Origin of the sequence: Amycolatopsis sp. BJA-103 (assembly GCF_002849735.1) — a bacterium.
In the GTDB taxonomy this organism is placed as follows: Bacteria; Actinomycetota; Actinomycetes; order Mycobacteriales; family Pseudonocardiaceae; genus Amycolatopsis.
The window spans coordinates 5,913,516-5,935,301 of record NZ_CP017780.1; the positions used below are offsets into that span (position 1 = coordinate 5,913,516).

A 21,786-nucleotide genomic window follows, 5' to 3' on the forward strand; every position below is an offset into this window, starting at 1 on the left:
GAAGCACGGATTCCGCACTTCAGCAACGGGCCCATGGGGCGCCGCAAGTCGACGTCCGGCCCTAAATCGCGTGACCGGCCGGAAACACGCTGCTAACGTCCGGCCCGACCAGGTGTTCCCCGGAAAAAGGAGAACGGCGTGCGGTGCGCTGTCGAGTCCCCGAGTCGTACGGACCTTTCGACAGCCCTGGAGCCGTTCATCCATGGAGTACCTGAACATCGGCATTCTCGCCCACGTCGACGCCGGTAAAACGAGCCTGACGGAGCGCCTGCTCCATCACACCGGTGCCATCGGCACCCTCGGCCGCGTCGACGCCGGGGACACACGCACCGACACGATGGAGCTGGAACGCCGTCGCGGCATCACCATCCGCTCGGCCGTCGTCTCGTTCCGCATCGGCGACCTGCGCGTCAACCTGATCGACACCCCGGGCCACCCGGACTTCATCGCCGAGGTCGAGCGCGCGCTGCGGGTGCTCGACGGCGTCGTCCTCGTCGTTTCCGCCGTCGAAGGAGTGCAGGCGCAGACCAGGGTGCTGATGCGCGCGCTCGCCCGGCTGCGGATCCCCGTGGTGATCTTCGCCAACAAGGTCGACAGGGCGGGCGCTCGCTACGAGGACCTCCTCGACGACCTCACCGAACGCCTCGGTGTCGCGTGTGTGGCGATGTCGGAGGTCGACGACCTCGGCACAACGGCCGCGAGCGTCCGGCCACGGCCGGTCTCACCGGCGCCCGGGCTGGCCGAACAGCTGGCCGAGCACAGCGACGCCTTCCTGACCGCGTATCTCGAAGACACCTTGACGGCCGGGGACTACCGGGCCGAGGTCGTCCGCCAGACGCGGCTCGGCGTCGTCTCCCCGGTCTTCTTCGGATCCGCGCGCAGCGGCGAAGGGATCGCCGAGCTGACCTCCGGCATCCGCGAATTCCTCGCGGGAGCGGGAAAACCCGTACCGGACGACCGGTTGCGCGCCGCGGTGTTCAAGATCGAACGCGGCCGTGCCAACGAGAAGATCGCCTACCTCCGCGTGTTCTCCGGCGAGATCGGCGCGCGAGACCACGTCCGGTTCCATCGGCGGGGTCCCGTCGGGACGGTCACGACCGAGGCGAAGGTGAGCGCGGTGCATGTTTTCGAACTCGGCGACGACACCGTCGAGGCCCGCGCGGGGGCCGGGCAGATCGCCAAGGTCACCGGGCTCAAGGAGATCCGGATCGGCGACCGCGTCGGCGTCCCCCGCACCGAGGGCGCCGCCGCGCAGTTTCCGCCGCCCGCCTTGGAAACCGTGGTCGGTCCCGCGCGGCCCGAGGAGACGCCGTCAGTGTTCGCCGCCCTGCTGGAGCTGGCGGAACAGGATCCACTGATCACCGTCCGTCAAGACGACGAGACGCGTCAGATCTCGGTGCGGCTCTACGGCGAGGTGCAGAAGGAGATCATCGCGGAGACACTCGCCACCCAGCACGGCCTCGACGTCGAGTTCAGTCTCACCAAGCCGATCTGCGTCGAACGGCCGATCGGCGTCGGGTCCGCCGTGTGGTTCATCACCGAGAAGCGGAATCCGTACTTCGCGACACTCGGGCTGCGGGCCGGCCCCGGCGCACCGGGCTCCGGGCTGACCTTCGGCCTCGACGTCGAACTCGGTTCTCTCCCGCTCGCCTTCCACAAGGCCATCGAGGAGACCGTCGAGGCGACGTTGCGGCGGGGGCCGTCCGGCCGGGAGGTGCTCGACTGCGTGGTGACCGTCACCCATACCGGCTACTTCAGCCCGGTCAGCGCGGCGGGTGATTTCCGCAAGGTCACCCCGTTCGTGCTGGCGGAGGCGCTCCGGGATGCGGGGACCGAGGTCCTCGAACCGGTCAGCCGCGTCGAGGTGGAACTGCCCGCCGACACGGTCAACGGCACGCTCTCCCTGCTGGTCGAGCTCGGCGGGACCGTGACCGGGTCGGTCACGCGCGGTGACCGGGCTGAACTGACGGGCACTCTGCCCGCCGGCCAGGTCGCCCGGTTCGAGCGTTACCTGCCGGGTCTCACCCGCGGCGAGGGCCTGACGACCGCCGAACCCGCGGGCCATCGCCCGAGGGTTACCCCGAATCGGCCAATGCCCGGCTAGCCGGGACGAGTACGTTTTGGGGAGGCCGGTGCGACCGGACCGGCCTCGGGAAAGGGACACGATGGATCAGTTTCGCGACACCGCGGCGGCGTTGCGGGAGCTCACGGAGTCGATGCGGCTCGACGAGCCCCAAGACGCGTTGCTGGAACGGGTGGCGAAGAAGGTGGTCGGCATGCTGCCCGGCGCGGACGCGGCGACGGTCACGCTGTACTCCGACGACGAGCCGAGCACCGTCGCCACCACCGACGAGTCCCTGCTTCCCCTGGACAAGGCGCAGTACAGCGCGGACGAGGGGCCCTGCCTGACGGCCGCCCAGAGGGGGACGATCGTCCGGACGCGGCTGGAGACCGCGGCCGAACGCTGGCCGGACTTCGCGGCCGCCGCCGAGCAGCTGGGCGTGCGGACCGCGCTGGCCTGCCCGCTGTTCGTCCCCGACGAATCCCATTTCAGGCGGCGTGACACCGAACCGCTGTCGGGCGCCCTCAACGTCTGGAGCTTCGAGGAGAACGCTTTCGATCCCGTCGAAGCGGCGCTGGTCGCGATGTTCACCTCGGCGATCTCGGCGATCGTCCTGACCGCGTCCCGCTGGGCCGCCGCCGAAAGACAGGCGGAGACCCTGGTCGCCGCGCTGGAGACCAGGGACGCCATCGCCACCGCGAAGGGCATCGTGATGGCACGTCTGGAACTGAACGCCGAAGAGGCCTTCCGCTGGCTCACCGAGGCGTCGCAGCACACGAACCGCAAGATCCGGGAGATCTCGGTGCTGATCGCCGAGGACCCGGGAACGGTCTTCGGCAGCTAGGCCAGCGAGATCCGGCGGTTCTCCCGTGACGACTCGAGGCCGGCTTCCGCGAGCCGGATGCCGCGCACCCCTGCCATGAAGTCGTAGGGGTGCGGCGCGTCCTCCACGACGTGGCGGACGAACTGCTCCCACTGGGCCCGGAAACCGTTGCCGAAGTCCTCGTTGTCCGGCACTTCCTGCCACTGCGCGCGATACGACCGCGTCTCGGCGAGATCCGGGTTCCACACCGGCTTCGGCGTGGCTTCCCGCGGCTGGACGACGCATTTGTGCAGACCGGCGACCGCGCTGCCGCGGGTGCCGTCGACCTGGAACTCCACCAGTTCGTCGCGGTGCACCCGCACGCACCAGGACGAGTTGAGCTGGGCGATGACACCGCCTTCGAGCTCGAAGATCGCGTACGCGGCGTCGTCGGCCGTGGCGGCGTACCGCTCGCCCTTCTCATCGACGCGCTCCGGGATGTGGGTGACGGCCTTCGCGGTCACCGCGGTGACGGCGCCGAAGAGGTTCTCCAGCACGTAGTTCCAGTGGCAGAACATGTCGACGACGATGCCGCCGCCGTCTTCGGCGCGGTAGTTCCAGCTCGGGCGCTGCGCGGCCTGCCAGTCGCCTTCGAAGACCCAGTAGCCGAACTCGCCGCGCACGGAGAGCACCTGGCCGAAGAAGCCGCTGTCGATCAGCCGCTTCAGCTTCAGCAGGCCGGGGAGGTACAGCTTGTCGTGGACGACGCCGTTCTTGACCCCGGCCGCCTCCGCGTGCCGTGCCAGGGCGAGCGCGCCTTCGACCGACTCCGCCACCGGCTTCTCGGTGTAGATGTGCTTGCCCGCGTCGATGGCCTGGATGATCGACTTCTCGCGGACGGCGGTCAGCTGCGCGTCGAAGTACAGCGGGAGGTCGTCGTCGCCGAGCGCGGCGTCGAGGTCGGTGGTCCAGCGGGTCAGGCCGTGCCGCTTGGCGATCTCCTCGAGCTTGTCCGCGTTGCGCCCCACCAGTACCGGCTCCAGCTGGACCCGCGACCCGTCGGCCAGCTCGACCCCGCCCGCCTCCCTGATCGCCAGGACCGAGCGCACCAGGTGCTGCCGATAGCCCATCCGCCCGGTGACGCCGTTCATCACGACGCCGAGTTTCCGCGTGGTCATCCGTTCTCCTTCTGAAAGCGCTTTCTCACACCCATCCTGAAAGCGCTTTCACGCGGTGTCAAGACCGGAGGGAGCTGAAGGGGACTTTCCCCACATGAGACGCGGCGAAGGGAGCTTTCCCCACATAGGACGCGGGGAAAGTCCCCTTCAGCTCAACGCCGAGCGCGGACGGCGTCGAGGTACTCCGTGATCGCGTCCCGGTTGCGGAGCAGGCATTCGGCGCGCCGGGTCATCCGGTCGCGTTCGGCCTCCAGCGTCTCGAGCATCTCCCTGGTCGCGTCCGGGAAGTAGATCTGCCGGGGTTTGTCCAGGCACGGCAGGATCTGCTTGATGATCCGGGTCGGCAGCCCGGCGTCGAGCAGGCCGCGGACCTGGATGACCCTGTCGACCGAAGGCTCGCCGTAGTCGCGGTAGCCGTTGGCCTGCCGTTCCGAGATGATGAGACCCTGTTCCTCGTAGTACCGCAGCAGACGGCGCGACGTCCCCGTCCGCTCCGACAGCTCTCCGATCCGCATGTGCGCCACCTCACCCCGGCCGACTTGACCTTCACATCTATGTGATGGTTCGAGCATACGGACCATGACTCCGAAACTCCCACTCGGCGCGTTGCTCGCGCTGACGACGGCGGCGTTCGTCACCGTCCTCACCGAAGCCCTTCCCGCGGGGGTACTGCCCGCGATGAGCGCCGGTCTCGGCGTCGGCGAGGCGGCGACCGGCCAGCTGGTGACGGTGTACGCGATCGGCACCGCCCTCACCGCGATCCCCCTGTCCGCCGCGACGGCGGGTTGGCGGCGCAAACGCTTGCTCCTGACCGGCGTGGCCGGTTTCGCCGTCGCCAACACGGTCACGGCCCTGTCCACGAGCTACCCGCTGACCCTCGGCGCGCGGTTCGTCGCCGGGATCGCGGCGGGCGTGGTCTGGGCGCTGCTGACCGGCTACGCGCGGCGGTTGGCCCCGGAACCGGTGCGGGGCAAAGCGATCGCCATCGTGATGACCGGCATCCCGCTCGCGCTTTCGCTCGGCATCCCCGCCGGCACGTTCCTGGGCACCCTCTTCGGCTGGCAGGTGACGTTCTCGCTCATGTCGGCGATCGCGCTCGGCCTCCTCGGCTGGATCGCGCTCGCCGTCCCCGATTTCCCGGGACAGGACAAGGGCGGCAGGCTCCCGGTGCGCAGGACCCTCGCCGTGCCCGGCGTGGCCGCGGTCCTGTTCGTGACGCTGACCTTCGTGCTGGCGCACAACATCCTCTACACCTACATCGCCACCTTCCTCGACCACGTTTCGATGGGCGGCGCCGTCGACCGGATCCTGCTGGTGTTCGGGCTGGCGTCGATGGTCAGCATCTGGCTCGTCGGCCTCCGCATCGACCGGCGGCTGCGCGCGCTGACCGTCGCCGGCACCGTCCTCGTCGCCCTCGGCGCGACGATTTTGGCTCTGCTGGGCGAAAACCCGGCGCTGGTCCACGTCGCGGCGGCACTGTGGGGGCTCGGCTGGGGCGGCATCCCGACGCTGTTGCAGACCGCCGCCGCGCAGGCGGGCGACAAGGGCGGCGCGGCGGACATCGCGCAGGCCATGCTGGTCACCCTGTGGAACGCCGCGATGGCGGGCGGCGGGATCGCGGGCGGTGTCCTCCTCGCCGGGTTCGGCGCCGGATCGTTCCCGTGGAGTGTCCTGGCGCTGCTCGTGCCGACGCTGGCCGTGGTGCTGGTGGCGCGGCGGCACGGGTTCACAGCGGCAGTTCCGGATGCCTCCGGATCGCCTCGAGAACCAGGTCGACAGCAGCGCGAGGAGCGGAGCCACGCCTGATCGCCGCGGTGATGGCGCGGGTGACCGGTGTCGCGAGCTCGCGGGTGGCGACCTTGTAGCGCTTGTCGACGGCGAGGCCGGGCAGGAGCGCGATCGCGAGTCCGGCCTCGACGTGCTGCAAGGTCATCATGTAGTTGCTGAACCGGCCGATCACACGCGGCTCGAACCCGGCTTCGCGGCAGAGCCGGGTGGCGAGGTTCGCCATGTACGACTTCGGGATGTCGAACGCCCAGGGCTCGCTCGCGTAGGCGGAGAGGTCTGCGGGACCCCGGCCCGCGGCCGGATGGCCGGGCGGGACGACGAGCACCACCGGGTCGGCCGCGAGCGGCACGAGCTCGACGTCCGGCCCCAGCGGCTGCTCGACGAAGTCCGTGGTGGTGATGATGATGTCGGCGTCACCGACGCGGAGCGCGGACATGCTCACGTGCGGTTCGAGTTCGAGCAGTTCGATGTCCAGCTGCGGATGCGAGCGGGCCAGCCGGAGCACCGCGGGCACGGCGATGGTGTGGATCGCGCTCTGGAAGGCGCCGAGCCGCACGAGCCCCGTCTGCGCCTCCCCGAGGCTGCGCAACTCCGCCTCGACGGTGTCCATGTGGTCGAGGATCGCCCTGGCGCGGCGGGCCAGCATCAGCCCGGCCGGGGTCAGCCGGACGCGGCGGCCGGTGCGTTCCAGCAGTTGTGTGCGTGTTTCGGCTTCGAGGACCGCGAGCTGCTGGGACACGCTCGACGCGCTCAGGTTGGCCGCCTTCGCGACCGCGCGGACGGTGCCGAGGGTGTCCAGCCTGCTCAGCAGGCTGAGTCTCCATGGGTTGAGCATGGGGCCATTGTTGTACGGATCAAGCGAACAGCACAGCCGGAATTGTGAGATGGACGTGTCGCTCGGATCCGTCTTACCGTCGAGGCATGGCTGCTCCGATCACCGACCTGACCACCGCCGACGGCTTCTGGGCCGACGCCGACAAGCACCTCGTGCGCTATGCCGGGGCCGGCGACTTCACCCGCGAGATCATCGACCACGCCGCCGGGAGCTACCTGTTCACCGAGTCCGGGCGGCGGATCCTCGACTTCACATCCGGGCAGATGAGCGCGATCCTCGGGCATTCGCATCCCGAGATCGTCGGCACCGTGCGGCGGCAGATCGGCTCGCTCGACCACCTGTTCAGCGGGATGCTGAGCCGTCCCGTCGTCGACCTCGCGCGGCGGCTGGCCGAGACTCTGCCGTCACCGCTGGAAAAGGCGTTGCTGCTGACCACCGGGGCGGAGTCGAACGAGGCCGCGATCCGGATGGCGAAACTGGTCACCGGGAAGCACGAGATCGTGTCGTTCGCCAGGTCGTGGCACGGGATGACCCAGGCCGCGGCGAACGCGACCTACAGCGCGGGCCGCAAGGGCTACGGCCCGTCCGCGCCGGGCAATTTCGCCATTCCCGCGCCGAACCCCTACCGGCCGGACTTCCTCACCGCCGAAGGAGAACTGGACTGGCGGCGCCAGCTGGACTTCGGGTTCGAGATGATCGACGCCCAGTCCGTCGGCAGCCTCGCGGCGTGCGTCGTCGAACCGATCCTCAGCTCGGGCGGGATCATCGAACCGCCGCCCGGCTACTTCGCCGCACTGCTCGAGAAATGCCGCGAACGCGGGATGCTGATGATCCTCGACGAGGCGCAGACCGGCTTGTGCCGCACGGGAAACTGGTACGCCTTCGAACGCGACGGTGTCGTCCCCGACATCCTGACCCTGTCCAAGACACTGGGCGCCGGGCTTCCGCTGGCGGCAGTGATCACCAGCGCGGAAATCGAGCAGGAGGCGCACGACCGCGGCTATCTGTTCTTCACCACGCATGTCGCGGACCCGCTGGTGGCCGCCGTCGGGAACACCGTGCTCGACGTCCTCACCCGGGACAGGCTCGACGAACGCGCCACCGAACTGGGCGCTTTTCTCCGCCGCGGCCTCGAAAACCTCGCCGATCGTCACGACGTCATCGGCGACATCCGCGGACGGGGCCTGCTCGTCGGCGTCGAGCTCGTCTTGGACCGTTCCACGAAGCGGAGCTCCGACGAACTCGGCGCACGGGTCACCCGGCGTTGTCTCGAACTGGGACTGCACATGAACATCGTGCAGTTGCCGGGGATGGGCGGCGTATTCCGGATCGCGCCCCCGCTGACCGCGACGGAAGACGAACTGGCGGAGGGCCTGGGAATTCTGGACCAGGCGATCGGGAATGCCCTCGACCGGTTCGACGGATGATTCTTCGTCACTTTCGTAACGTCTTCATCTCCGTGCGAGAATTACCGTTTCACATTCCCGTCCGGCTTCAACCGTGACCTGATCTTAGGCCATATCGGTCAACCCGGACCACCGGCGCCTTTGTCACCGCATGGAATCCCCTCGGCTGTCTATAGTCGACGCTCAAAGTGGGCGCGGTCGAATCGGGGAGCCGCGCGGGGAGGGGGGCCGATGCCTGCCGGCATACCCCGAATATCCGGTCTCGGTGCGATCACCGGCGGCCTGGTCGAGGAACTGCTCACCCGCCCGAAAGGGCAAAGCCGAGCCCTGCCCGTCGTGGTCGCGCTCGGCGCGCGGGGAACCGGGAAGTCCGCGTTGCTCGACGCGATAACCGAGCGCTGCGAAGAAATACCGCACGCCTATCTCGATTTCGAACGACACGAACGGGAGAACATCCAGCCGAGGGAACTGCTCGCCCACCTCGCGTTCGACCTCGGCAGGCACCGGAAACAGTTCGGCAGGCTGGCCTTTCCCCGGCTGTGGCTGTGCATGCTCGTACTGAGCGCGCCGGTGGAATTGCGCGACCGCCGGGCCGCGCTGCGCAAGATCCGTGAACTGCTGGCGGAGAACCAGCCGCTCGAACAGAACCGGGAAACGATCGTCGACGTGGTGCGCCTCGTCGGCGGGGTCGCTCCGGCGGGCGGCTTGAAGGGCTGGCCCGAAGCCACCGATCTGCTGCTGCGCGGACTCGGCTGGTACGGCAGGCGACGGCTGGCGGGCAAGATGAAAGCGCTGCCCGCCAGCACCGGCAACCACGAGGATTTCCTCATCGAGATCGCCAAGCACGCGCGAGGCGACGACGAGGACCGCGCGGCCGTCGACGGCATTTTCTGCGACGCCTTCCTCACCGATCTGCGCTTGGGCTACCAAGGCGTCAACCGGTCACGCCGCACGCTCAACAGCGTCGTCCTGCTGGACAACGCGCACACCCCGGGCGGCCAGGTCTTCCTGCGGACCCTGACGGAGGCGCGGCATCGCTCCGGCGGCGAGCCCGACCCGCTGGTGGTGATCGCCACCAGCCGGAGATGGAATCCGGACTGGAACGAAAGCTGGTCGCTGCTGACCCCGCAACGGGGTGCGCCGTCACGAAGACGGCCGACGACCCACCGGACCGACGGGCTGCGGGCGCCGTCGCCGCGGCAACCGTCCGATGTGGACTCGGATTGGACGGCAGGCGGGGACCCACGCTGGTATCCGTGGTACCTCCTCGAACTGGGCGCGCTTTCCGAAGACGACGTGGTGGACATCGTCGCCCGCGGCGACATCCACCCGACCTCGCGGCTGCCGCGATTCCTGTACCGGCTCACCGACGGGCACCCCGGCGCGGTCACCACGGTGTTCGGCGCTTCGGCTCAGCTCTACGATTCCCGCGCCCCCAACGCGCTCCGCACTTCCTTGCGGACCGGCGTCGAGGCCGAGGACGGTACCGAGACGACCTTGCTCGCCGCGGCGCAGGCCTATCTGCTGCAGGACCTGCCGGTGCCGGGCAGGCAGGATCTCGTCACGGCGAGCGCCGCGCGCGACGTGGAAACGCTGTTCCACAAGAACATCGTCGATCTGCGCAACGCGACGGAAGAAGGCGCGCTGTTCAAGGAACTCGGCGATCTCCTGTGGTTGCGGGCGGAGCCCGGCGAGGAGCTCCACTACGTCCTGCACCCGTGGCTGCGGCGGATTCTGCTGCAGGAGCTCGCGGCCCGCCCCGAGGATCACCCGCTGAACTGGGAGCGGGTGCACACCCGGTGCCGTGACTTCTACGGGAAACACGGCCAGCGGGTGGCCGCGCGCTATCACGACCTGGCGCTGGAGAACGTCTCCGCGGTCGTCGCGCACCTGAGCGAGCCGTTCGCCGACGACCACCAGCCGGAGTTCGACGTGGCGGCCGCCGAAGCCTGGCTCGCCGAACTCGACGTCATCACCGCGGCGCCCAACCGGCTGGACGCGGGCGCGGAAGCGTACGAACAGCTGGAGGCGCACGCCGGGCACGCCGACGGCGAACTGGAGACCACCCTCTCCTGGCTGGTGGTCGCGTTGTGGATCGCGGCGGATCCGCTCGGCGATCCGGGCGGGACGCTGAACTCGACCATCGAAGGCGGTTTCCACCAGCTGGCGCACGGCCGGGGACGGGGATCCATCCTGTTGCACGAAAGGGCGGAGAGATACCGATGACCGCACGGAGCGAGCGGATCAGACCACCACGGCCGACGTGGTCGAAGTGGCTGACGGCGGGCGGCGGCGTGCTCCTGCTCGTCGCCGCACTCGTGGTCGTGTTCGTCGTCGTCCCGGCGATCGACGAAGCCGGGCGCAGTTGCGGCGATGGTGTGGAGAAACGCGGCGAGTACGCCGAATGCGTCGGGGTCACGGACGGCGGTTACGTGTTCTCCCCGGATCTGTCCGATGTGGAGACACACATCCGCGTAGAGAACGCATCCGTCACCGGCTCCGGCAAGCCCTACGTGACTATCGCGCTCATGCTGCCGATGACCCTGGTGGAGAACGACATCCTGTCCGCCGAGTGGGTCCGGCACCAGATCCAGGGCGCCTACATCGCGCAACGCCGGGCGAACACCACCGGGTCCTGGGGCAGTCTGCCGCTGATCCGGTTGCTGCTGGCCAATCCCGGCAGCAGGCTGACCCACTGGCAACCCGTGGTGGACGACCTCATCGGACGCGTGGAGCGCGAACGCCTCGTCGCCGTCACCGGGATCGGCCTGAGCCTCGGCTCGGCACGCAGCGCCATCGAACGGTTGTCAGAGCACAAGATCCCGGTCGTCGCCTCACCCGTGGCCGCCGACGAGTTCTCCGAAATCCCCGGTTTCATGCGGGTGTCCCCGACGAGCACCACCTACGGCATGGCCGCCGCGGGTTACGTCCGCCCCACCGCGCGCACCGCGACAGTGGTGCGGGACGTCAATCCGGGAGACCTCTACCCGAAGACGCTCGCGGTGGCCTTCACCGACAAGTTCGCGGACGACACCCACCGGATCGTCGGCCGCACGGAGGTGTACGACTCCAGCCTGCCGGGGATCGAGAACACGTTCCTGCAGATGATGCCGAACATCTGTGGCAACGAAGCGGAAGTGGTGTACTTCGCGGGCCGCGAGAACCATCTCGCCTCGTTCGTGGCGGAACTGGCGCAACGCCCGTGCCTCGACCGGCCCATCACGGTGCTGACCGGCGACCTGGCGCTGGTCGGCCCGCCGAGCCAGGAAATGCGCAGGGGGCTGGAATCCAAGGTGACCGTGCTGGGTCCCGGGCTCGCCCACCCCCGCGCGTGGACGACCGAGCCGTCGGTGTTCAACCCCGCCGCCGTCGCGAGTTTCCAGGAAGAGGGGTGCACCGGATGTTTTCGCGCGGTGTTCCCGAAGGAACGGCTGGACGACGGGATCGCCATCCTCTCCCACGACGCGGTCCTCACCGTGGTGTGGGCGATCCGCGGCATCCCGAGGACCGCGCCCGCCCAGGTGACGGCGCAGGACGTGCTCCAGTCCAAGAACCGCCTGCACGGCAAGCTGGCGGTCCCCGGCGCGAGCGGCATGATCTCCTTCGACGACCGGGGTGACCCGGTGAACAAGACGGTGCCGATCCTGCGGGTGCGGGTGGACGACACACCCGAGTACGTCCAGCTCTCCGCTCCGGCAGGGTGAGACCCCGGTAGGTGCCGGGGTCCTTTACACCCCTAGTCCCAGCGGCGTCATCAGTCGCAACGGCGGCGCGTGAAGGCCCCTCCTTGCGTTAGGCGCCGGGGTCTCGGCAAGGTCGGCTATCCACACGTGTCAGGTTTCGAAGGTTTCCAGCGGGCTGGTTGTCGCCTGGCGGGGTGCGACTGTCCACAAGGGACTACAGAATAGGATTCGATGCCCGATTCGAGCACTTTGCACGGTTTCGCCCGCCGCGTCCGATGCCGAGTGGTCGTGTCGCGAAAGCCACTTTCGGGACGCCTGATGTCGCGAAAGTGGCTTTCGCGACGTCCCGGGAGGCTGGCGTGGCCTTCACGGTGACGTTGTGGCTGAACCCAAGGTGAGCGAAGGCGTGACTCGCGTGATCCGTCTCTGATCACACGGCCGGCACTTCACCCCACGACCGACGCCGAAACGGCACGAGCACGCCACGTTTGCCCTTCTCCTCGAATAGAACGACTTTTACCACTCACGACCTCCCCGCAAACCATCCGAATCGGGCAAAGATGCGCCGAAGGCGTCCTCTGTGGACATTCGGCGAGCGTGTCAGGCCACGGATGACGAGCCCACGTGCGTCGCTACGCGTGGCGTGACCCCGCGCGACGTCGGCCCACCTCTACACTCGCGCACTCTCCCGGCTCCGCGACAACAGCACGGCCGCGATCCCGGCCGGGAAGAACATGAGCACGCCGTAGATCCCGGCGGGCACGGCCATCGCCTTGTCCCCGAGCACCGAGATCGCCACGGCGATGGCGAGGGTGGCGTTGTGCACGCCGATCTCCATCGCGGACGCGATCGACTGCCCGCGGTCCACCCGGAACAGTCGCGGCACGTAGTACCCGATCGCGAGACTGAGCACGGAAAGCGCCAGCGCCACCGGCCCGAGCGTCCCGATGTTGTCGATCAGGGTCCGGAACTCCTGCGCGATCGCGGCCCCGATCACCAGCACGAGCACCACGGCGGAGCCGATCTTGACCGGTTTGCGCATCCGCTCGGCCCAGTCGGTGAACCGGCTCCGCACCGCCATCCCGATGACGACCGGGATCAGCACGATCGCGAACACCTGCACGAACTTCGCGGGCTGGAGCCCGACCGTGGCACCGCCGTCGAGGAACGCGGCCATCGACAGGCCGACCACCAGCGGCAGGGTGAACACGGCCAGCACGGAGTTGATCGCCGTGAGCGTGACGTTGAGGGCGACGTCGCCGCCGGCGAGGTGACTGAACAGGTTCGCCGAAGTCCCGCCGGGTGAGGCGACCAGCAGCATCATCCCGACGGCGAGCACGCCCCCGAGGCCGAACAGCAGGATGAGGCCGACGCAGATGGCGGGCAGCACGATCATCTGGCACACCAGCGCAATGACGGCGGCCTTCGGGTACTTCAGCACCCGTGTGAAGTCGCCGACGGTCAGGGTCAGCCCCAACCCGAACATGACCAGTGCCAGCGCTACCGGCAGGAGAACCGAGAACATCGCCGAACCCATCGAAGGGCCTCCGTCCGATATGCCGTTTTCAGATCGGCAATCGTGTCAACTGGCGAGAACCCGGTCAAGGCACCGAAACCCAGACGTGACCCCGCTTGACATTTCCGAGAGCAGTGCTCACTATGGTTACAAGCTCTAACGGACACGACAGGCAATCAGGGAGATCGAGATGAACACGCTGACCGAGGTGGTACTGCCGGGCAAGGTCGAGCCGGAAGGCCTGGAGCTGCGGGAACGCCCGCTCCCCGCACCCGGCCCCGGCCAGGTCGTGGTCGCGATGGAGGCGACCGGGGTCTCGTTCGCCGAACAGCAGATGCGCCGCGGCAAGTACTACGACCAGCCGCCGTTCCCCTTCGTCCCCGGGTACGACCTGGTCGGCACGGTGCTGACCACCGGCGCCGGGGTCGACGGCGCGCTCGCCGGCCGCCGGATCGCCGCGCTGACGAAGGTCGGGAGCTGGGCCAGCCACGTGGTCCTCGACGCCGCCGACGTCGTGCCCGTCCCGGACGGCCTCGGCGCGGAAGAGGCCGAGACCGCGGTGGTCAACGGCATCACCGCCTGGCAGATGCTGCACCGCAAGGCCAAGGTGCGTGCCGGGCAGACGATCCTCGTCCACGGCGCGAACGGCGGCGTCGGCTCGCTGCTGGTCCAGCTCGCCGCGAAGGCGGGGGTGCAGGTGATCGGCACGGCGTCGAAGCGGCACCACGAAGCGTTGCGGCGCCTGGGAGTCATGCCGATCGACTACCGGACCGAGGACATCTCCGCCCGCGTCCGCGAGCTCGCACCCGAGGGTGTCGACGCCGTTTTCGACCACGTCGGCGGCGCCAGCGTGCCCGCGTCGTGGAAGCTGCTCGCCCGCGGCGGCACGCTCGTCTCCTACGGCAGCGCCGCGACCCGCGACGACGAAGGCTCCAAGCAGTTGCCCGTCCTCAAGATCCTCGCCCGCGTGATGCTCTGGAACAGCTTGCCCAACGGCCGGAACGCGTACTTCTTCAACGTCTGGGCGGGACGGTCCTTCGCCAAGAACCGGTTCCGTGCCCGCCTTCGCGCCGACCTCACCCAGGTCTTCGCCGCGCTGAAGGACGGCGCGATCACGGCACAGGTCGCGGCACGGCTGCCGCTGAGCAGGGTCGCGGAGGCGATGCGGCTGGCCGAATCCGGGACGGTCGCGGGCAAGGTGGTGCTCACCCCGTAAGAGTTCGGTAACCGCGCCAACCCGGCATTCCGGACTCCGCACACGGTTGAATGGCGACATGAAACGCAAGCGGGTGCTCACCGTCGTGGCGGCCGGACTGGTGGTGGCGGTGGCCGCGGGGCTCTACTGGTTCCAGCCGTGGAAGCTCTGGGTGAACGAAACCGTGCAGGAAGCCCTGCCCGTCGCCCAGACCTCGGCTCCCCTCTCCGCAAGTGCCGCCCCCGCACCGGAAGAGCCCGCGATCGTGGCGACCGGCGAACTGATCAGCCACGAGCACGCGACCAGCGGCGGCGTCCGGATCCTGCGCGCCCCCGACGGATCCTTGGTGCTGCGCCTGGAGAATCTCGACACGAGCAACGGCCCCGATCTGCGGGTCCTGCTCACCGACGCGCCGGTCCTGCCGGGCAAGGACGGCTGGTTCGTGTTCGACGACGGCGCGCACGTGAGTGCCGGGAAACTCAAGGGCAACAAGGGAAGCCAGAACTACACCCTGCCCGAGGGGACCGATCTGGCACGCTATTCGAGCGTGACGATCTGGTGCGACCGGTTCAACGTCTCGTTCGGGGCGGCCGAGCTGACCAAAACCGTTTAGGCGAGCCTGCCCACGGCGTATTCCATCTCCGCTCGGACGGCTCGCAGATCGATTCCGCCGGGATCGATGATGGCCGCCACCGCGATCCCCCGCAGTTGCCCGACCAGCGCCGCCGCGTACGCGTCGGGGTCACGGACACCCGAGATGGAGCCGTCCGCGATCCCGGCGGCGACGGTCTGGGCGATGGCGAACCGGTACCGGCGATCGGCCTCGGTCATCGCCGACCGCACCGCCGGATCGCCGACGGTCGCGTCCGTCCACAGCACCACGAACGCCCGGTTCAGGGGCGGCATGTCGGTGAGCAGTTCGAAGAAGATGTCCAGCAGCGCTCGCAGCATGTCCATCGGGCCGGGCGTCAGCCCGCCGGTCCGGGTGGCGACGGCGGCGCTGAAGACGTCGGCGAACTTCTCCGCCGCGAACTCGACGAGCCGCTGCACCAACGTCTCCTTCGAGCCGAACAACTGGTGGACGACGGCGCTGTGATAGCCGGTCCTGGCGCAGATCATCCCGATCTTGAGCCGGGCGAATCCGATCTCGCCGATGATGCGGGCGGCGGTTTCGAGAATCCGTGTCCTTGCGATCTCCTGGTCGCGCTCGAGCTGATGACGCTCCTCCGCAGACGAGTCCACGACGGGATCCTCCCACGACTTCCGGTTCGCCACCTGTCGACGCGGCGTTACGATCGGGAGATGAAGATCGCCTTCGCGGCCGATGACCGGAACGCCACCACGGACGCCGTCCAGGCCTTCCTCGCCGAGGCCGGTCACGAGGTGATCCGCCCCGCGACGTCGGAACTCTGGCCGGAACTCGGCGCGGCGGTCGGCAAGGCCGTCGCCGACGGCGAGGCCGACTTCGGCGTCGTCATGTGCTGGACCGGGACGGGCACGGCCATCGCGGCCAACAAGGTCCCCGGGGTGCGCGCGGCGCTGGCCTGGGACACCTGGATCGCCGCGGGCGCGCGCAGGTGGAACGACGCCAACGTCCTGGCACTGAGCCTCAAACGGCTCTCCCCCGACGTCGCCGTCGAAATCGCCGAGGTGTTCCTTTCCGGCATAGCGCCGGACGAGGACGAATCGGCGAATATCGCCCGGCTGGGCGAAATGGACGAACCTCGCCGGTAAGGCACCGAACCAGTGAACGAATAACGCTGTCGAACGTATTAGGCCGTTCGCGGGAAAATCACCACTCTGCGTAGTGACGCTTCCCATATTGGTCCAGACCACGTACCGTCTCCCGCAACAAAGCGTTCCGCATGGAGGTGGTCGATGAAGACGCATCCCCGCCTGCCCGGCTTCGGCCGCGGCAACGCGATGTCGCAGATTTCCCATTGACGAAATCTTCTCCAAGATCATTTCCTGCACCGGGTTTGTAAGGAGTGAAATGTCGAGAAAAAGATGGCATCTGATCGGCCTGTTCACGGCCGTCGCGGCGTTGGCGGTCGGTCTGGTGACCGTTCCGGCGAACGCGGCGGGCGGGGTCGGAGCCACGCTCACCAAGGGGTCTGACTGGGGCGCCGGCTGGGAAGGCAAGTACACGATCACCAACAAGTCCGGCGCCGGCCTGACCTCGTGGACGCTCGAGTTCGACCTCGCGGCCGGACACTCGATCGCTTCGCTGTGGGACGGCAGTTACACGGCCTCCGGCCAGCACGTGACGGTCAAGAACACCTGGAACGGCAACGTTCCCAACGGTGGTTCCGTCAGCTTCGGCTTCAACGTCAAGTACTCCGGTACTTACACCGCGCCCGCCAACTGCAAGATCAACGGCGGTTCCTGCGACCCGGGCGGCGGCACCCCGACGTCCAGCAACCCGCCGACGAGCACGACGACCACCGGGACGAGCACGTCGAATCCCCCGACGACCACCACCACGAGCAACCCGCCGACCACCACGACCACGAACCCGAACCCGGGCGCCAAGAAGAACCTCGGCTACTTCGTGCAGTGGGGCGTCTACGGACGTAACTACCACGTGAAGAACATTCACACTTCCGGGTCCGCGGCGAAGCTGACGCACATCAACTACGCGTTCGGCAACGTCACCAACGGTTCCTGCACGGCGAACGACGACACCTACGCCGACTACGACAAGTTCTACGACGCCGGGTCCAGTGTGGACGGTGTCGCGGACTCGTGGGACGCGGGCGCCATTCGCGGTAACTTCAACCAGCTGCGCAAGCTGAAGAAGATGTACCCGGGCCTGAAGGTGCTGTGGTCGTTCGGTGGCTGGACCTGGTCCGGCGGCTTCGGCCAGGCTTCGAAGAACCCGACCGCGTTCGCCGAGTCCTGCTACAAGCTGATCAAGGACCCGCGGTGGGCCGACGTCTTCGACGGCATCGACATCGACTGGGAGTACCCGAACGCCTGCGGTCTCACCTGTGACACCAGCGGCCCCGCCGCGATCAAGAACGTGGCACAGGCGCTGCGCACCAAGTTCGGTTCCTCGTTCCTGGTCACCGCCGCGATCACCGCGGACGCCAGCAGCGGCGGCAAGCTCGACGTCGCCGACTACGGTCCCGCGTCGGCGTACTTCGACTGGTACAACGTCATGACGTACGACTTCTTCGGCGCCTGGGCGGCGCAGGGCCCGACGGCCCCGCACTCGCCTCTGACGGCGTACCCGGGTATCCCACAGCAGGGCTTCAACTCCGACGAAGCCATCCAGAAGCTCAAGGCCAAGGGTGTCCCGGCGAACAAACTGTTGCTGGGTATCGGTTTCTACGGCCGAGGCTGGACCGGCGTCACGCAGGACACCCCGGGCGGCACCGCGACCGGCGCGGCACCGGGCACCTACGAGGCGGGCATCGAGGACTACAAGATCCTCAAGAACAGCTGCCCGTCGACCGGCACGATCGCGGGCACCGCGTACGCGAAGTGCGGCAACAACTGGTGGAGCTACGACACTCCCGCGACCATCAACGGAAAGATGGGCTGGACCAAGAACCAGGGTCTCGGCGGCGCGTTCTTCTGGGAGCTCAGTGGTGACACCGGAAACGGTGAACTCGTCACGGCCATGCGCAACGGCCTGAACTGAGAGGTTTGACAGTGGCTAAGCGGAATTGGATCCAGGCCGTCGGCCTGGCCGCCGCTGCCGCAACGGCCGGCGCGGTCCTCGTGATCGCGCCGGCCTCCGCGGCCGGCGGCGTCGGCGCCGCCTTCAGCAAGGGCTCCGATTGGGGCTCCGGCTGGGAAGGCAAGTACACGATCAGCAACAAGTCGGGATCGAGCCTTCCCACGTGGACGGTCGAATTCGACCTCCCCGCAGGACATTCGATCGCTTCGCTGTGGGACGGCAGCTACACGGCTTCCGGCCAGCACGTGACGGTGAAGAACACCTGGAACGGCAACCTCGGCAACGGGGGCAGCACCAGTTTCGGGTTCAACGTCAAGTACTCCGGCGGCTACGTCGCCCCGGCGAACTGCAAGATCAACGGTGGCTCGTGTGATCCGGGCGGCGGTACTCCGACCACGACGCCGACCACCCCCACCACACCGACCACCACCACGCCCACGACGACGACGTCGACCCCGCCCACGACCACCACGAGCAACCCGCCGCTGCCCGGCGGCCGTGGCGCGCCGTATCTGTACATGGGCTGGGGCAGCCCGCCGAACCCGCAGACGGTCATGAACGCGACCGGGATCAAGTGGTTCACGATGGCGTTCATCCTGTCGTCCGGCGGATGCAATCCCGCCTGGGACGGCAGCCGACCGCTACAGGGCAGCGCCGACGCGAACGCGATCGCGCAGATCAAGGCCGCGGGCGGGCAGATCGTGCCGTCCTTCGGCGGGTGGAGCGGCAACAAGCTCGGCCCGAACTGCTCGACGCCGGAATTGCTCGCCGGTGCCTACCAGAAGGTGATCGACGCCTACGGTCTCAAGGCGATCGACATCGACATCGAGAACACCGACGAGTTCGAGAACGCGACTGTGCAGGACCGTGTCCTGAACGCGCTGAAGATCGTGAAGGCGAACAACCCCGGTATCCAGACCATTCTCACCTTCGGCACGACGACCACCGGCCCGAACTCCTGGGGCCAGCGGCTCATCGACCAGTCGAAGGCGCTGAACGCCGGGATCGACGTCTACACGATCATGCCGTTCGACTTCGGCGGCGGCGCGGACATGTACGGGAACACCATCAACGCCGCGAACGGCCTGCGGGACAAGCTGAAGTCGACGTTCGGGTGGAACGACGCCACGGCGTACGGCCACCTCGGCATCAGCGGGATGAACGGCCTTTCGGACCAGCGGGAACTGACGAGTCTCGACACCTGGACCCGTATCACCGACTGGTCCAAGACCAACAAGATCGCCAGGCTCGCGTTCTGGTCGACCAACCGTGACCGGGGCTGCCCCAATGGCGGGGTCGCCGAGAACTGCAGTGGCATCGCGCAGAACGACTGGGACTTCACGCGGATCACCGCGGGCTTCTGACGTCCCTTTCCCCTGAAACTGCGGGCCCGCACCGAAGCTGCACGGTGCGGGCCCGCTCCATGCCCGCCTCCCCCTGCCCGCTCCGCCTGCCCGCCTCCCCCTGCACAAGTAGTCCTCTAGTTGCGCCGATCCTTCGGGCTGCGTGCCCACCCCCGGGTGCCATGAAAGGCCCGTTACTTGCAAATTTTGCAAGTAACGGGCCTTTCATAGCACCCCGCGAGGCACGAGCGGGCCGGTCGCACCCCCACCTACCTCAAGCGCGTGGCACGCCTGCCGGCGCAAGTCGTCCTCTGGTTGCGGTCCTTGCGCACGCAAGGACCGCGACCAGAGGACGAAACGCGGATCAGGGAAGGGCGTTCAGGAAGGGTTCGTGGGCGTTCTGGAATTCCCAGCCGTAGTACCGGTCCCAGTTGATCGACCACGTCATCAGCCCGCGCAGCGCGGGCGATGCACCGCCGCGCAACGTGTACGACCCGCAGCCGGAGTTCTTCACCAGGCAGTTCAGCGCCGAATGCACCGCCGCCGGAGCGGTGTGCCCGTTGCCCGCGCTCACCGCGGCCGGGAGGCCGAACGCGATCTGGTCCTCACGCAGCCCCGGGAACCGGAACCCGGTCGAGGACACCGTGAAGCCCGCCTTGATCATGTCGGTCATCGCGATGTGGAAGTCCGCGCCGCCCATGAAGTGGTACTGGTTGTCCAGCCCCATCACCGGTCCGGAGTTGTAGTCCTGGACGTGCAGCACGGTCAGCGCATCCCGCATCGCGTGGATCACCGGCAGGTACGACCCCGTCCGGTTGTCCGCGCCGCCGAGCCCGCCGTAGTACTGGTAGCCGGTCTGCACGAAGAACGTCTCCGGCGCCATCGTGAGCACGAATCCCGCGCCGTACTTGGCTTTCAGCGTCTTCAGCGCCGAGATGAGGTTGACGATCACCGGCGTGGTCGGGTTGCGGAAGTCGTTGTCACCGGAGTTGAGGTACAGCGAGTGTCCCTCGAAGTCGATGTCGAGTCCGTTCAACCCGTAGCGGTCGATGATCGCGGAGACCGAACTGACGAAGGCGTCGCGCGCCGCGGTGGTGGTCAGCTGGACCTGGCCGTTCTGACCGCCGATGGAGATCAGCACCTTCTTGCCCTGCGCCTGCTTCGCCTTGATCGCGGCGATGAAGTCCGCGTCGCTTTCCACGGTCGGGCATTCCGCCACCGGGCACCGCGTGAAGCGGATGTCGCCCGACGTCACCGAAGTCGGCTCACCGAAGGCGAGGTTGACGATGTCCCAGGCCGCCGGGACGTCGGCCATCCGCGTGTAGCCGGAGCCGTTGGCGAAACTCGCGTGCAGGTAGCCGATCAGCGCGTGCTTCGGCAGGCCGGTGTCGACGCAGCCGCCGGTCGTGGCGCCCGCCTCCGCGCTCTTGGGCGATTCACCCGCGCTGTTGTACGCGGCCACCGAGTAGCTGTGCGAAGAACAGGCCGTCAGCCCCGAAACGGTGGCGGAGGTCCCGGTCACCGTCGCGACCACGGTCCCGCCTTCGTACACGCGGTACCCCGTCACCGTGCCGGCCGAGGCTCCCCACGAGAGCGCGATCGACGAGTTCGTCACCGTGCCCACGGCCGGATTCCCGGCTGCCGGAGGCGCTCCCGGGGTGCCGCCGCCAGGCCCGTCGAGGCTGATGTCGTCCGCGTAGAAGGTGCCCGACCCGTACCAGCCGTGGACGTACACCTCCGCCGTCGTCTGTGTCGCCGACGTCGTGAACGAAAGCGAAAGCTGCGTGTAGCCGGTCGCGGCGGTCCAGGTCGACGGCCCGCCCGTGACCCCTAGGTACACCGGGTTCCCGTTCACCCAGGCGGAAACCGCGTAGGTCGTGCTCGGCTTGACGGACACCGTCTGTGCGCATTTCCCGGTCGTCGAGCCCGGCGTGACCGAAACGGCGTAACCGCCCGAACGAACCGGCGTGCTCACGGCCGCGCCCGCCGCGCAGGACCAGCCGGACGTCGAGCCCGCCTCGAAGCCGGGATTGAGGAGCAGGTTGGCCGCGCTCGCGGTGCCGCCGCCGGTGATCAAACCGGCGAAGGTGAGCACCATAACGGCCAGAAAAGCCAGGGATCTGGAACGCCTCATCGCGATTCCTCCGGATCAAGGGCGGCTTGCCGCCGCGCTGGGCTAATTGTCTAGACCAATCTGGCGAAAGTCCATAGCCAGGGCCCACCAGGGTCTAAAGACCCGACTACTCCGGGCTGCTGTACCGGTGCGACCCGCGAACGCGCTCCGTAACGTCGG

The 21,786-nt window shown here is 68.2% G+C and carries 17 protein-coding genes; 11 read left to right on the top strand and 6 right to left on the bottom strand.

Features of this window, described 5'->3' with window-relative positions:
• Positions 1-202: 202 nt before the first annotated feature.
• Both BKN51_RS25850 and BKN51_RS25855 read left to right on the top strand, forming a co-directional pair.
• Positions 203-2,104 carry an elongation factor G gene (locus BKN51_RS25850; protein ID WP_101610104.1) on the top strand — a complete coding sequence of 634 codons (1,902 nt, stop codon included), beginning with the start codon at positions 203-205 and terminating at the stop codon, positions 2,102-2,104.
• Between the two features lie 61 nt (positions 2,105-2,165).
• On the top strand, positions 2,166-2,906 hold the full coding sequence (locus BKN51_RS25855) for a GAF and ANTAR domain-containing protein (RefSeq protein WP_101610105.1): 741 nt from the start codon (positions 2,166-2,168) through the stop codon (positions 2,904-2,906).
• Here BKN51_RS25855 and BKN51_RS25860 read toward each other — a convergent pair.
• Positions 2,903-4,042: a Gfo/Idh/MocA family protein gene (locus tag BKN51_RS25860; protein WP_101610106.1), complete on the bottom strand. Its 1,140-nt coding sequence runs from the start codon at positions 4,040-4,042 to the stop codon at positions 2,903-2,905. The two genes, BKN51_RS25855 and BKN51_RS25860, sit on opposite strands and share 4 nt — an antisense overlap.
• 152 nt (positions 4,043-4,194) lie before the next feature.
• Entirely contained in the window at positions 4,195-4,557 is a 363-nt protein-coding gene (locus BKN51_RS25865; RefSeq protein WP_101610107.1) for a MerR family transcriptional regulator, read from the bottom strand.
• 64 nt (positions 4,558-4,621) lie between these two features.
• Here BKN51_RS25865 and BKN51_RS25870 point away from each other — a divergent pair, with 64 nt between their 5' ends.
• Entirely contained in the window at positions 4,622-5,848 is a 1,227-nt protein-coding gene (locus BKN51_RS25870; protein ID WP_101610108.1) for an MFS transporter, read from the top strand.
• On the opposite strand, the gene BKN51_RS25875 is transcribed toward BKN51_RS25870, so the two are convergent.
• Complete coding sequence (locus BKN51_RS25875; protein WP_101610109.1) at positions 5,769-6,665, bottom strand: LysR family transcriptional regulator; 897 nt, start codon at positions 6,663-6,665, stop codon at positions 5,769-5,771. The genes BKN51_RS25870 and BKN51_RS25875 overlap by 80 nt on opposite strands.
• An 86-nt stretch (positions 6,666-6,751) precedes the next feature.
• Here BKN51_RS25875 and BKN51_RS25880 point away from each other — a divergent pair, with 86 nt between their 5' ends.
• The 3 genes from BKN51_RS25880 to BKN51_RS25890 all read left to right on the top strand — a co-directional run bounded on the left by BKN51_RS25880 (position 6,752) and on the right by BKN51_RS25890 (position 11,775).
• Complete coding sequence (locus tag BKN51_RS25880) at positions 6,752-8,092, top strand: aspartate aminotransferase family protein (protein ID WP_101610110.1); 1,341 nt, start codon at positions 6,752-6,754, stop codon at positions 8,090-8,092.
• Positions 8,093-8,302: 210 nt separating this feature from the next.
• Positions 8,303-10,297 carry a hypothetical protein gene (locus BKN51_RS25885; protein ID WP_101610111.1) on the top strand — a complete coding sequence of 665 codons (1,995 nt, stop codon included), beginning with the start codon at positions 8,303-8,305 and terminating at the stop codon, positions 10,295-10,297.
• Positions 10,294-11,775, top strand: coding sequence for an ABC transporter substrate-binding protein (locus BKN51_RS25890; RefSeq protein WP_101610112.1), 1,482 nt, complete (start codon positions 10,294-10,296; stop codon positions 11,773-11,775). Before BKN51_RS25885 ends, BKN51_RS25890 begins: the two co-directional genes overlap by 4 nt.
• Positions 11,776-12,424: 649 nt before the next feature.
• On the opposite strand, the gene BKN51_RS25895 is transcribed toward BKN51_RS25890, so the two are convergent.
• Positions 12,425-13,291, bottom strand: a complete 867-nt coding sequence (locus BKN51_RS25895) for a bile acid:sodium symporter family protein (protein WP_101610113.1) — start codon at positions 13,289-13,291, stop codon at positions 12,425-12,427.
• Between the two features lie 169 nt (positions 13,292-13,460).
• On the opposite strand from BKN51_RS25895, the gene BKN51_RS25900 reads away from it, so the two are divergent.
• Both BKN51_RS25900 and BKN51_RS25905 read left to right on the top strand, forming a co-directional pair.
• The gene (locus BKN51_RS25900; RefSeq protein ID WP_101610114.1) at positions 13,461-14,486 is read left to right on the top strand and encodes a medium chain dehydrogenase/reductase family protein; all 1,026 of its coding nucleotides are present in this window, start codon (positions 13,461-13,463) and stop codon (positions 14,484-14,486) included.
• Positions 14,487-14,544: 58 nt separating this feature from the next.
• Positions 14,545-15,078, top strand: a complete 534-nt coding sequence (locus tag BKN51_RS25905; RefSeq protein ID WP_101610115.1) for a DM13 domain-containing protein — start codon at positions 14,545-14,547, stop codon at positions 15,076-15,078.
• Here BKN51_RS25905 and BKN51_RS25910 read toward each other — a convergent pair.
• Positions 15,075-15,707, bottom strand: coding sequence for a TetR/AcrR family transcriptional regulator (locus BKN51_RS25910; protein ID WP_101613459.1), 633 nt, complete (start codon positions 15,705-15,707; stop codon positions 15,075-15,077). The genes BKN51_RS25905 and BKN51_RS25910 overlap by 4 nt on opposite strands.
• A gap of 60 nt (positions 15,708-15,767) precedes the next feature.
• On the opposite strand from BKN51_RS25910, the gene BKN51_RS25915 reads away from it, so the two are divergent.
• The 3 genes from BKN51_RS25915 to BKN51_RS25925 all read left to right on the top strand — a co-directional run bounded on the left by BKN51_RS25915 (position 15,768) and on the right by BKN51_RS25925 (position 19,514).
• Positions 15,768-16,199 carry an RpiB/LacA/LacB family sugar-phosphate isomerase gene (locus BKN51_RS25915; RefSeq protein ID WP_101610116.1) on the top strand — a complete coding sequence of 144 codons (432 nt, stop codon included), beginning with the start codon at positions 15,768-15,770 and terminating at the stop codon, positions 16,197-16,199.
• 259 nt (positions 16,200-16,458) lie between these two features.
• Positions 16,459-18,111: a glycosyl hydrolase family 18 protein gene (locus BKN51_RS25920; RefSeq protein WP_101610117.1), complete on the top strand. Its 1,653-nt coding sequence runs from the start codon at positions 16,459-16,461 to the stop codon at positions 18,109-18,111.
• An 11-nt stretch (positions 18,112-18,122) separates the two neighbouring features.
• Positions 18,123-19,514 carry a cellulose binding domain-containing protein gene (locus tag BKN51_RS25925; RefSeq protein ID WP_168214388.1) on the top strand — a complete coding sequence of 464 codons (1,392 nt, stop codon included), beginning with the start codon at positions 18,123-18,125 and terminating at the stop codon, positions 19,512-19,514.
• A 343-nt stretch (positions 19,515-19,857) separates the two neighbouring features.
• Here the strand turns inward: BKN51_RS25925 and BKN51_RS25930 are convergent, their stop codons facing one another.
• Positions 19,858-21,591 (bottom strand): chitinase, encoded by a 1,734-nt coding sequence (locus tag BKN51_RS25930; protein ID WP_442857687.1) that lies wholly within the window; start codon positions 21,589-21,591, stop codon positions 19,858-19,860.
• Positions 21,592-21,786: the final 195 nt, after the last annotated feature.